Below are 12,230 nucleotides of genomic sequence, written 5' to 3' on the forward strand. Positions count from 1 at the left end.
AATCAGGGATTCGGTCAACTTGATAACTCCATCTAAGCTGAGCTGTTTAACACCATCCCTTGGTAAGCGCGGTATTAGAGCATAAAAGTTACCGAAACGCTGCAAGTTTTTTAAGGGAGACGGGAGACGTTCTCGATTCCCTTAAATAAAAAAGCGCCAGTCTTTCAACCAGCGCTTTATTCTTTTCGTTAACCTTGGACTACGCCGTAATTAGCCGATGTTCTTACGTGCGTTTTGGAACATACGCATCCAAGCACCATTCTCGCCCCAACCTTCTGGAGCCCATGAGTTCGCTACTGTGCGGAACACACGCTCAGGGTGCGGCATCATGATTGTGACACGACCATCTTGAGTCGTTAGACCCGTAATAGCGTTTGGCGAACCGTTCGGGTTATTCGGGTATTGCTGCGTTGGGTTACCGTGGTTGTCCACGTAACGAACCGCAACGGTACCTGATGCTTCAATCGCTGCTAGATGGTCAGCATCACGTACTTCTACACGACCTTCACCGTGAGAAACTGCGATAGGCATACGAGAACCCGCCATGCCGTCAAAGAATACAGAATCAGACTTCTGAACTTCAACTAAGCTAAAGCGCGCTTCAAAACGCTCAGATTCATTACGAACAAAGCGTGGCCATAGGTCTGCACCTGGGATTAGCTCTTTCAGGTTCGATAACATCTGACAGCCGTTACACACACCTAGAGAAAATGTGTTGTCACGATTAAAGAAGCTTTGGAACTGTTCACGAGCTTGTGCATTGAACAAAATAGACTTAGCCCAACCTTCACCCGCACCAAGTACGTCACCGTAAGAGAAGCCACCACAAGCCACTAGACCGTGGTACTCATCCAGAGCCGCTTGACCTGTTAGGATGTCGCTCATGTGAATATCAGTCGCTTCGAAACCTGCACGATCAAACGCTGCTGCCATTTCTACGTGAGAGTTAACGCCCTGCTCACGCAGAATAGCCATCTTAGGCTTCGCACCGGTATTTACCATAGAACCCGCGATGTAAGGCGCTGCAATGTCTTCGTTTACGTCGAAGCTTAGCTTAACGTTTAGACCTGGGTCAGAGTTGTCTTTCTTCGCTTCATGCTCTTGGTCAGCACATGCTGGGTTATCGCGTAGACCTTGCATCTTATGCGTCGTCTCAGCCCAGATAGTACGTAGTTCAGTACGGTTACGCTCAAGAACCACTGTGTCACCAGAAGTAATCACTAGCTCATCAGATGCTTCGACTGAGCCGATTACGTGAGAACATGCTTCAAGACCGTTCGCTGCTAACGTTGAAAGTACAGCATCTAGGTCATCGTTTTTAACCTGAAGCACTGCACCCAACTCTTCGTTGAATAGTGCTGCTAGTACATCTTCACCTAGGTCGGCGATGTCTGCTTTAACACCACAGTGACCAGCGAATGCCATCTCTGCAAGCGTTACAAATAGACCGCCATCGCCTTTATCGTGGTAAGCCACTACTTGATCGTTTGCTACTAGAGTTTGAACTCCTTCGTAGAAACCTTTCAGTTGTGCTGCGTTGTCTACATCTGCTGGCTTATCACCAAGCTGCTTGTAAACCTGCGCAAGTGCTGTTGCGCCTAGACGGTTTTGCCCGTTACCTAGGTCGATAAGAACCAGTGACGTGTCACCTTTATCTGTGCGCAATTGCGGTGTGATTGTCTTACGAACATCTTCAACACGAGCAAACGCAGTGATGATGAGAGATAGCGGAGAGGTTACTTCTTTCTGTTCGCCGTTCTCTTCCCACTTGGTCTTCATCGACATTGAGTCTTTACCCACCGGGATAGTCAGACCAAGTGCTGGACATAGCTCTTCACCCACAGCTTTCACCGCTTCGTAAAGACCTGCATCTTCACCCGGGTGACCGGCTGGAGACATCCAGTTTGCAGACAGTTTAATATGTTTGATATCACCGATGTTTGTCGCTGCAATGTTTGTGATTGCTTCACCAACCGCTAGACGAGCCGATGCACCAAAGTCTAATAGAGCAACTGGTGTACGCTCACCCATCGACATTGCTTCACCGTGGTAAGTGTCGTAACTTGCTGCAGTTACCGCGCAGTTTGCTACTGGAACCTGCCACGGACCAACCATTTGGTCACGCGCGACAAGACCTGTTACCGTGCGGTCACCAATAGTGATTAGGAATGTTTTTTCTGCAACCGTTGGAAGGCGTAGAACGCGATCCACGGCTTCGTTCAGCTCGATGCCGTCACGGTTAACCGCCGGGTTGTTTGCTTTTAGCGTTTTCGCATCACGGTGCATCTTAGGCGTCTTACCAAGAAGCACATCCATTGGCATGTCAATTGGCGTGTTCTCGAAGTGTGAATCTTCAAGTTTAAGCTCACGCTCTTCAGTTGCGATGCCTACTACAGCGTATGGTGCGCGCTCACGCTTACAGATTGCATCGAATACTTCCATGTTCTCTGGCGCAACCGCCATTACGTAGCGTTCTTGAGATTCGTTACACCAGATCTCAAGTGGGCTCATGCCTGGTTCGTCATTTGGTACGTCACGCAGTTGGAAAATACCACCACGTTCGCCATCGTCGACAAGCTCTGGAAGTGCGTTAGAGATACCGCCCGCACCCACATCGTGGATGAATGCGATTGGGTTAGCATCACCAAGTTGCCAACAACGGTCGATCACTTCCTGACAGCGACGCTCCATCTCTGGGTTTTCACGCTGTACTGAAGCGAAATCTAAGTCTTCTGCTGATTGACCAGATGCCATTGAAGAAGCAGCACCACCGCCAAGACCGATGTTCATTGCAGGACCACCAAGTACGATTAGGCTTGCACCTACGGGGATCTCTTTCTTCTGAACGTGCTCGTCACGGATGTTACCCATACCACCAGCAATCATGATTGGCTTGTGGTAACCACGAACCTCTTCACCTGCGTGAGAGTTAACTTTCTCTTCGTAAGTACGGAAGTAGCCAAGTAGGTTTGGACGACCAAATTCGTTGTTGAACGCCGCGCCACCAAGTGGACCTTCTAGCATGATATCTAAAGCGTTAACGATACGACCCGGCTTACCGAAATCTGTTTCCCATGGCTGCTCAAAACCAGGAATACGTAGGTTAGAAGTAGTGAAGCCAACAAGACCTGCTTTTGGCTTACCACCGATACCAGTCGCGCCTTCATCACGGATCTCACCGCCTGAACCAGTAGAAGCGCCCGGCCATGGAGAGATCGCTGTCGGGTGGTTGTGCGTTTCCACCTTCATTAGGATGTGCGCTTTCTCTTGGCTGTAACCGTACTGGCGAGTTTCTGGGTTCGGGAAGAAACGACCTACATCTGAACCCACCATAACTGCTGCGTTATCTTTGTACGCAGACAGTACGTTTTCTGGTGTGGTTTCAAACGTGTTTTTGATCATCTTGAACAGAGACTTCTCTTGCTTAACACCGTCGATAGTCCAATCTGCATTGAAGATCTTGTGACGACAGTGCTCTGAGTTCGCCTGTGCAAACATCATTAGCTCAATATCAGTCGGGTTACGTTCAAGCTTATTTACGAACGCATCGTAAAGGTATTCTATTTCATCATCTGCAAGTGCAAGACCTAGGGTAACGTTTGCGTTTTCAAGCGCAGCACGACCGCCGTTTAATAGGTCAACGTCTGCCACTGGTGCAGGTTCTGCAGCTTGGAATAATGCGCTTGCGTCGTCGAAGTCAGTAAAAGTAACTTCCATCATGCGATCATGGATGAGCGCTTTTACATCTGCAATTTGAGCATCGTTAAGAGGCGTCGCTGTTTCTACGTAGTATGCTGTGCCGCGCTCAAGACGTTTGACTTTGTCTAGACCACAGTTGATGGCGATGTCTGTAGATTTAGAAGACCAAGGCGAAATAGTGCCCGGGCGAGGAGTCACAAGAAGTAAAAGACCTTCTGGCTCATGCTCTTCGATCGTTGGACCGTAAGTCAGCAATTTTTCCAGTTTTTCCAACTCTTGGTCATCAAGGTCAGACTTTAGATCCGCAAAGTGCATAAACTCTGCGTAAATGCCAGTGACAGGCAGATCTTGTTCACGACATAGTTCCAGTAGTTTATTAACACGAAACTCAGAAAGAGCTGGGGAGCCACGCAAAATTCTCATGTGCTTAGGTCTCTTATTGCAAGTGATTAAGGTGATATTGGAATAAATTCAGTGGGTTATACTGTTTTCTTCGAAGCTATTCCCGAAGGTTTTTCAAACCTATGCCGATGCCACCTCTTCGTTGCGAGCGCATTATATAGCAATTGTTTTTGTGATGTAACACCAAAAGCAACCGTTTGCGTCATTTTTTTTGCCAAATTTGAATTACGACTAAAATGTCGATAAATCACACAATGTCGCACTCTATCTGTCTGATTCACTTTGCCCCACCAGCGCGCTTTGATATAAAGGCAACTAGAAATTTATCGAGACGTACCGAATTAATGCAAATAAGTCAGTTCAACCGACTCAAGCGCAGCGCCCTACTTTTCGCTTCTGTGCTTTTACTTTCTGCCTGTCAGATTGAGTCGGAACCTAAAAGTGAATTCGAGCAAATCCAAGAGCGTGGTGTCCTACGTGTTGGCACGCTAAATAACCAACTCTCCTACTACATTGGTCCAGACGGTCCTGCTGGCTTGGATTACGAACTGGCACGTAAATTTGCAGAACAACTAGGCGTGAAGTTGGAAATCAAACCTGCTTTCCGTCAAGCCGAGTTATTCCCTGCCCTCAAAAAAGGCGATATCGACATCATTGCGACAGGTTTGAATCAAACTTCGCAAGCGGTGCAACGTTTCCGTCCGGGACCTGCCTACTACTACGTAAGCCAACAGGTGGTATATAAGAAAGGACAACTTCGTCCTCGCGACATTGATCAGCTCATCAAGTATCAAGAATCAAAAGATGAAAAGGCTGTCGATGAAAATGCCAATGCAGGTGCAGAAACGCTACAGATCGTTGAACAATCACAATTTGTTCCGACACTAACGTCACTACAAAAAGAATATCCAGAGCTTCAATTCGAGATTGTTGGCGATGCAGACACTCGCGATTTGCTAAAACACGTATCGACGGGTGAACTGCGTTTTACTGTAACTGACTCGGTCGAATTGTCTTTAGCTCAACGTTTATACCCAGATCTTGCACTTGCTTTTGAGCTAACAGAAGACCAACCCGTCTCTTGGTTTACTCGCCGCTCTGAAGATGAAAGTTTATACGCGATGCTGATTGAATTCTTTGGCAATATCCAGCAGTCAGGCGAGTTGGCGACACTAGAAGAAAAGTACATCGGTCATATTGAAGCATTTGATTATGTCGATACTCGCGCCTTTATCCGAGCGCTAGACAACAGTCTGCCTAAGTGGGCACCACTATTCCAAAAATACAGCGAAGAGTTTGATTGGCGCTTGATCGCCGCATTGGCTTACCAAGAGTCCCACTGGAAACCAAAAGCAAAATCACCGACGGGTGTACGTGGAATGATGATGCTTACATTGCCTACTGCGAAGAGCGTTGGGGTAACGGACCGACTTGACCCAGAACAGTCTGTTCGAGGTGGTGTGGAATACCTGCGTCGTATTGTCGCTCGTGTACCAGATTCCATTAATGAACACGAAAAGATTTGGTTTGCGTTGGCATCTTACAACGTTGGCTATGGTCATATGATGGACGCACGACGCCTGACTAAAGCGCAAGGCGGCGATCCAAACGCATGGGCAGATGTAAAAGAGCGTCTACCATTGTTGCGTCAGAAACGTTATTACAGCCAGACTCGTTACGGTTATGCCCGTGGTGATGAAGCACGTAACTACGTAGAAAACATCCGCCGTTACTATCAATCGATCATTGGTCATGTCAGTCAGAAACCAGCCATTGACGAAGATACGGAAGATCTTCAGGTCATTCCGCCACTCGATCCAAACCTATTGGTTTCTGGGGCGGTTGAAACCTTGGCTGAACAAGTTTCAGGGGCTGAAAGCACAACACCAAATGAAATGCAAAAACCAGAGACTAAAGCCGAACCTATTCCTGTTTCAGGGGCGGAATAAACCTTTCGAAAATAGCGAGCTCACAGCTCGCTATTTTTTTGTTGAGTCAACAAAAAAAGTTATCTAGAATCCGGTCTTTCGAGCTTATGTAGTTTGCGTTGTTATTTGGTGCCATACCAATACGAAGCGCGCAGAAAAGTAAGTTCTTTTGGTCACCTCTCCTCACTCGATGTCACCTTCATCGGAAGTGTGCATCACCAGAATGTCATCAATTGATAATGAATCGGACGCTTTGCTATGCGAGTGTCGGAGAGTGTGTTCGTTGTCTGCAAGAGGTTCTGATTATGAGAAAACGCAGAGTGCAGTCAAAACGTTTGAATAAGACAGTGGCTGCTAACCGCCGTAAGCGCAAGCTTACGTGTATGAAGAAGAAAGTCAGTGCACGTAACCGTGTTTTCGTTCACCTAGTGAATCACTGAGAACTTGAAGCAAACATCTACTTCCGAGTAGGTGTTTGCTAAAGAGATGAATTATTGCTGCGAACCTTAATTTACTCGCCTGAATTTATTCGCCCTTTGTATCCTGCTCATTATCTAACGCTTTCTGCGCTTGTTTTTTGGCTTTAATTTCTTTACGACGACGCTTAAAGAACGCTTGCAACTGAGCACGGCACTCCTCTTCTAGCAATCCATTTTCTACTGTTGCGTAATGGTATGCCGCTTGGCTTTCGAACAAATTCAATACCGTCCCTGCTGCCCCTGCTTTTAAATCAGGCGCACCGTAAACCACTCGCTTTACTCGGCTATGTAGCAACGCACCAGCACACATAGGACAAGGCTCTAACGTGACATACAAAGTCGTATCAAGCAGTCGATAGTTACCTAGTGCTTCTCCTGCTTTTCGTAATGTCTGGATCTCGGCGTGTGCGGTTGCATCGTGAGCGCAAATAGAACGGTTCCAACCTTCCGCAATAACCTCTCCATCTTTTACCAACACAGCGCCAACTGGCACTTCCCCTTCAGCTTCAGCTTGCTCGGCAAGCTCCATCGCACGGCGCATAAATAGTTCGTCTTGAGGAGAAAACTGAGAATCTGACAAAAGGAGGCTCCGGAATTTGGGATAGATCGTGATTGAAAGTGGATTTTAACCTTCAAAGAGGGGAAGTGGAAGCGGGATGATTTTGCCTGTTAGGGCACAAATACCGTGATTCAAAGCAGTTTGATCGTCATCCTCAAGAGCGAGGTACGAGCGAGTTGGGGCTCTCTTTATTTTGTATCCCGAAGGACAAAGTCCGTTCCGACTCCCAAAACAAAAAAGCGCCAGTCTCTCGACCAGCGCTTTCGAATTACCAATACCTAAATAGTTGGTGTTGTAGCTAGGCAACAAGCAAGTTCAGCCCTATGAGCATAGAGGCTCTATGTGATTAGGGTGAACTTGCGCAGTTAACAACGCTACAGCGCCAAATATGACGGTATTTACATTGTGTAAGTGTATGGCGCTTGGATACCTAGAGGAATGCCTAGCATCCAGTAAACCACTAGGAATACTGACCAGCCGATTAGCATTGCAATCGAGAATGGCATCATTAGCGATGCTAGTGTACCGATACCTGTCGACTTCACGTAACGTTGACAGTAAACCACAACTAGAGGGAAGAATACCATCAGAGGTGAAATGATGTTCGATACAGAGTCACCTACGCGGTAAGCCGCTTGAGATAGCTCAGGAGAGATACCAACAGCCATTAGCATAGGCACTAGGATTGGACCAATAAGAGCCCATTTCGCTGATGCAGAACCGATTAGAAGGTTTACAGAAGCCGTTAGAAGAATCATACCGATGATAGTAGCTTCACCAGGTAGGTTCATTGCTTTCAGACCTTCTGCACCGTAAAGCGCTAGCATCGTACCGATGTTTGATTGCGCGAATGCAGATAGGAACTGCGCACAGAAGAACGACATTACAATGTATGCGCCCATAGTGGACATGGTATCCGCCATCGCTTTGATGATGTCGTTACTTGTCTTAAACGTGCCAGAAACGCGACCGTAAACGTAACCCGGAATGATAAACAGGATGAAGATCAACGGAACAATAGACTTCATGATTGGCGCAGAGAACGCTGTGATTTCACCTTCAGGTGAACGCAGTGCAGAGTTTTCTGGAATAAGTGCTACAACAAGAAGTGCGATACCCGCCATCATTGCCCAACCAGCGTAACGGAACGCTTTAGACTCAAGCTCAGTGAAAGAACCTAGATCTGGTGCTTTCTCTGCGTCTTCGTCGATTGGTGTGTTCTTTAGGCGTGGTTCGATGATTTTCTCAGTTACGTACCAACCGATAGCCACAATAATTACTGAAGATAGACCAGTAAAGAAGATGTTCGCTAGAGGGTTAACCACGTACTCAGGATCTAGAACCTGCGCAGCTGTTTGCGTGAAACCAGCCAATAGAGGATCGATACCTGAAGGGATGAAGTTTGCAGAGAAACCACCCGATACACCTGCAAACGCTGCCGCGATACCCGCTAGAGGGTGACGACCAGCCGCGTGGAAGATGATACCACCAAGAGGAATAACTAGAACGTAGCCCGCATCCGCCGCAGTGTGCGATACGATTGCTACAAGAATGAGCATTGGAGTAAGAAGTTTAGCTGGCGTGAAGTTCAGCATCTTCTTAAGACCAGTGGTGATGAAGCCAGAAGAATCGGCAACACCTACACCCAACATCGCTACAAGAACGATACCAAGTGGTGCAAAGCCAGTGAACGTGGTCACCATGTTAGCAAGGAAACTTGCTAGTGCTTCGCCTGTTAGAAGGTTAGTGATTGTGAGAGCTTCGCCAGTTCGAGGATTTAGAAGGTCGAAAGAAACATTCGACAAAAGTGCAGACGCAGCCCAAGTAATGATTAGTGCCCAGAAGAACAGAATCGCAGGATCAGGAATTTTGTTACCTGCTCGTTCGATAAAGTTCAGGAAGCGATCCATCCCGCTCGGCTTCGGTGACGGTGCCTTATTTACTGCTTGGTTACTCATCGTAACTCCATATGAATGATGTTGGTGCCATGGCCTATTTGAATAATTATAACGGCCTATTTTCAACAGAGCATTCTAGTAAATAGCGCCTAAGAAAGCACAAGGTTCTATGTTTTTTTCCATATTTGGAGACATATTTTGCAAAAACGCCATATCAATTAAACATAAAAAAAACAGTAGCACACCATTCGCATTAACAGTTGTAAAACCACCCATTAACCACGCAATTTAGCAATAAAAAGCGTCAATATTAACGATAAAAGTAATTATAAGAGGAATACCTAATCCATCACTTTTCGAATTCACTATGACGCGAAATCATAGTTTTCAATTCAACTGATTGCGTTTCCCCCATTCGGTCAACCCAACTCGATTTGATAGTAATGGTCTTAAGCGATCCTGAAACCGTAGCTGCTGGAACTTCCCACTCAACAACATAAGATCCACTAGCAGAAGATCCGGTTGCAATCGAAGCAAAATTGGCAGGCGTAATGGTAGACATCGCCTCAGAAGCACCACGAGAGCGGAACCACTCAAGTTGATTTTCAGCCAGTCTCAACGCCTCGATACTATGAATCGCATAATCCGATTCACGTTCCATGTAAATTTGTAGTTTAGTGAGTCCGAGCGCCCCAATGCCCAATAAAAGAAAAGAAATCAGCACCTCAATTAAACTAAAGCCTTGTTGTCTAGAGATCATTCCAAGACCCCTTTTGCCAATATACTTTCTTTAGCTTCTTCCAAGGTTCGTCAATCACATCACGATTGTATTGGAAGGATAAAGCTGCATTGAAGAGTGCAAATGTTCCAGGCGCGTCCATGACAAAACCTCCTAATGGGTTAAACGCTCCGTGCTGAAAATAGCCAATCTTTGTCTTTTCCATAGGCACTGTTGCATCTAAAGCCGCGATAACGCCATCCAATGCTGGGTCATTCGCGGAAGCTGCCCAGTCGGTAAAATCTAATGTAGCCCCGGTTGTCGGGTCGACATACAGTGGAGAAATAAAATGGTAAAGCATACCTTTAAAATTCTGTGTCCCTATCGTAGAAAAAATACCGTCTTGAACAACTAGGATTATTCCATTGCCCCCTAGGCTGTTATCTATTGCGTTCTTTATACTCGTGAAATCTGCCGTGTTTATTTCACAACCACCGTAAACCCAAATGAGATCTTTTCCATTTTCGATATTGCTAACTATCCCCTCCGCGCAAGTATCATTGAATACCGGAGAAGGAAGATCCGCTTCAGAGTCCAATGTCATACCATTCAACGACAAAGGTACATATCCAAACAAAGAGCTATCAGACATCACATCGAACCATTCACTACGCGGGACATCAAAGACATCTTTAAATGGGTCCATGTCCGAAGACTGGCGATAATCGCTCTTAGATGCCGCAACACTTGTGCCCCAACTGTAGTGTGTAGATGCACATTTTTGTTCCTGTCCAGCAGGACTATCAGGGAAACTTGAATAAGGTTTGTCGGATAGCTGATAAGGGTGAAAAGTACTTACACTGGTAGCGTAGAAAAAGTTGTAATAAAGAACGGAGGTGCACTCCCACAAATTACTACCGAGACTTTTACTCGGATCTGGAGAGCTCGTATAGGAACCATTAATAACCAGATCAGATTTAGATTTGATCGCCCCCGCCCCGCTACTTGAAGGCAACTTGATGGTCTTTTTCGTTTCCCGATGACCAATCGTTGAAGTCACGAGACTTGAAAGACCAGAGGAAAATGTAAGTGCATCAAGTCCCATCGCTGTGATGCAGTCATTGACGTTAGTTGGCAATTCTTTATTTAGTTTGGTTTTGCTGTAAACACACTCTAACCCGCCTTCTGCACGCCAATGCTCTTGTCTGGATTCAATTTGATTGTTGGCACGTTTGATTTGATAGAAAAGGGACTTGTAGCTTCCCAGTGACATCATTAATGCCGCAACCAGCAACACGCTCATAACTAATAATGCTGCGGCTCCCTGTTGATTTCTCATTACTGCCAGTTCCTCTGCTTCACGGTAAACGACTGCTCTGTTTGAACACTTGTTGCGCCAACTAATTCCGTTCCTAAGGTAATGGTGACTACCGCGCTTTCAGCATCTGTGTTTTTCAGCGTGCGAGCGGCAAGATCAAAGCGGTTAATATGAATCGCTCTCTTATCAAAAAGCGTATTGCATGTACCGGTACCAGAAAGCGCAATAACTTGACTGACGTTCCATATCGTCGTTTGTTTTTTCTCACAGACAAACAAAGACTCGGGCGTATTAATCCGCTGCTCATATACAACGTTTTTATAAAGTGGTGCTGCACCTGAAGTCCCAACTTGATAGGCGTATGCAATCAACCCCATCCCCGGAGTATCAAGAGTGTAAATCGTATCGGTCGCACCTGAAATTTTGACTGAATCACTGCCACTTTCATTAAAGCCAGCTCGTTGGATATCGTTTCTTAACATCGCTAATACGCTGCCCGTGTTTTGCAGTAACATCAGCTCTTTGGAACGCTCCATCGCCACTTTTTGTCCACTGATGTAAAGCGATCCAACAATAGCTAGAGCAATCAGCCCTAAAGAGGATGCAATCATAAACTCGACGAGGCTCGCGCCTTTCTGCTTATACATATTCATTCCTCAAGAACAGGTTGAATAGCCGAAGAACTCGGTATTGTTGTTGTCGCTGCATACCCGGACACGCGCAGACAAAGTGTGAGAGATAAGTTTTAAGGCTTTAGAAGACTCTCCGACCGGGTAAAAGCGAATGTTGCCTGAAGAAGGGCGACCATGGACTTCATCAAAACTGATTTGGTCTGAAGCGTAGCTCGGAGTAACCACAATGCCCTTGTAAGGCGCGCCTGAAAACGAGAATAAAACCGTACCGGCTCCCTCGGAGCTATTATCTGTGAGCTCAATGCGCCAATTACCATCACTGGATGAACCTCCAGACATGATCAGGTGTGCCCAAAGCCTCTCTCGGCGCAATACCGCTTCTGACTTACCTTGAATAACAAAGCCATGCAGTTCATTCGCTAAGCGCTGCATTTTGTTGGTTTCAAAAACATTTTGGAAAGAAGGAGCAGCAGCCGTGAGCAAAACACTCAGCACGGCGATAGTGATCAGAAGCTCCAATAATGTAAACCCGCGAGGCATTTCCCAAATTCCTATGCAAACGGCAAGAGGACCGTAATTCATCTTGCGCAGATGCTA

At 46.3% G+C, this 12,230-nt stretch carries 9 protein-coding genes; 2 read left to right on the top strand and 7 right to left on the bottom strand.

The features are described 5' to 3' along the window. Window positions 1–210: 210 nt before the first annotated feature. Window positions 211–4,122, bottom strand: coding sequence for a phosphoribosylformylglycinamidine synthase (purL, locus tag ABMY42_RS11440; RefSeq protein ID WP_005447626.1), 3,912 nt, complete (start codon window positions 4,120–4,122; stop codon window positions 211–213). A gap of 323 nt (window positions 4,123–4,445) precedes the next feature. Between purL and mltF the strand changes: the two genes are divergently transcribed. Further along, the gene (gene mltF / locus ABMY42_RS11445; RefSeq protein WP_050907655.1) at window positions 4,446–6,050 is read left to right on the top strand and encodes a membrane-bound lytic murein transglycosylase MltF; all 1,605 of its coding nucleotides are present in this window, start codon (window positions 4,446–4,448) and stop codon (window positions 6,048–6,050) included. A 284-nt stretch (window positions 6,051–6,334) separates the two neighbouring features. Next, entirely contained in the window at window positions 6,335–6,469 is a 135-nt protein-coding gene (locus tag ABMY42_RS11450) for a hypothetical protein (protein WP_005447629.1), read from the top strand. 85 nt (window positions 6,470–6,554) lie between these two features. Here ABMY42_RS11450 and tadA read toward each other — a convergent pair whose 3' ends face one another. From tadA to ABMY42_RS11480, 6 genes are all read right to left on the bottom strand, one after another. Further along, window positions 6,555–7,088, bottom strand: coding sequence for a tRNA adenosine(34) deaminase TadA (gene tadA, locus ABMY42_RS11455; RefSeq protein WP_005447631.1), 534 nt, complete (start codon window positions 7,086–7,088; stop codon window positions 6,555–6,557). Window positions 7,089–7,465: 377 nt separating this feature from the next. Continuing rightward, complete coding sequence (locus ABMY42_RS11460) at window positions 7,466–9,025, bottom strand: AbgT family transporter (protein ID WP_005447634.1); 1,560 nt, start codon at window positions 9,023–9,025, stop codon at window positions 7,466–7,468. A gap of 289 nt (window positions 9,026–9,314) precedes the next feature. Beyond that, entirely contained in the window at window positions 9,315–9,725 is a 411-nt protein-coding gene (locus ABMY42_RS11465) for a prepilin-type N-terminal cleavage/methylation domain-containing protein (protein WP_005447635.1), read from the bottom strand. After that, the gene (locus ABMY42_RS11470) at window positions 9,715–11,022 is read right to left on the bottom strand and encodes a hypothetical protein (RefSeq protein WP_349266303.1); all 1,308 of its coding nucleotides are present in this window, start codon (window positions 11,020–11,022) and stop codon (window positions 9,715–9,717) included. The genes ABMY42_RS11465 and ABMY42_RS11470 overlap by 11 nt, the downstream gene beginning before the upstream one ends. Continuing rightward, the gene (locus ABMY42_RS11475) at window positions 11,022–11,648 is read right to left on the bottom strand and encodes a hypothetical protein (RefSeq protein ID WP_005447638.1); all 627 of its coding nucleotides are present in this window, start codon (window positions 11,646–11,648) and stop codon (window positions 11,022–11,024) included. Before ABMY42_RS11475 ends, ABMY42_RS11470 begins: the two co-directional genes overlap by 1 nt. A 9-nt stretch (window positions 11,649–11,657) precedes the next feature. Further along, entirely contained in the window at window positions 11,658–12,173 is a 516-nt protein-coding gene (locus tag ABMY42_RS11480) for a GspH/FimT family pseudopilin (RefSeq protein WP_038898507.1), read from the bottom strand. Window positions 12,174–12,230 lie beyond the last annotated feature (57 nt).

It is taken from the genome of Vibrio sp. SSH13-20, from assembly GCF_040104475.1.
In the GTDB taxonomy this organism is placed as follows: Bacteria; Pseudomonadota; Gammaproteobacteria; order Enterobacterales; family Vibrionaceae; genus Vibrio; species Vibrio harveyi.

What these genes read in the sequence shown, in the direction of transcription:
- purL (WP_005447626.1), bottom strand. Translation starts at nt 4,122, where the DNA reads ATGAGAATTTTGCGTGGCTCCCCAGCTCTTTCTGAGTTTCGTGTTAAT.
- mltF (WP_050907655.1), top strand. Translation starts at nt 4,446, where the DNA reads ATGCAAATAAGTCAGTTCAACCGACTCAAGCGCAGCGCCCTACTTTTC.
- ABMY42_RS11450 (WP_005447629.1), top strand. Translation starts at nt 6,335, where the DNA reads ATGAGAAAACGCAGAGTGCAGTCAAAACGTTTGAATAAGACAGTGGCT.
- ABMY42_RS11460 (WP_005447634.1), bottom strand. Translation starts at nt 9,025, where the DNA reads ATGAGTAACCAAGCAGTAAATAAGGCACCGTCACCGAAGCCGAGCGGG.
- ABMY42_RS11465 (WP_005447635.1), bottom strand. Translation starts at nt 9,725, where the DNA reads ATGATCTCTAGACAACAAGGCTTTAGTTTAATTGAGGTGCTGATTTCT.
- ABMY42_RS11470 (WP_349266303.1), bottom strand. Translation starts at nt 11,022, where the DNA reads ATGAGAAATCAACAGGGAGCCGCAGCATTATTAGTTATGAGCGTGTTG.
- ABMY42_RS11475 (WP_005447638.1), bottom strand. Translation starts at nt 11,648, where the DNA reads ATGTATAAGCAGAAAGGCGCGAGCCTCGTCGAGTTTATGATTGCATCC.
- ABMY42_RS11480 (WP_038898507.1), bottom strand. Translation starts at nt 12,173, where the DNA reads ATGCCTCGCGGGTTTACATTATTGGAGCTTCTGATCACTATCGCCGTG.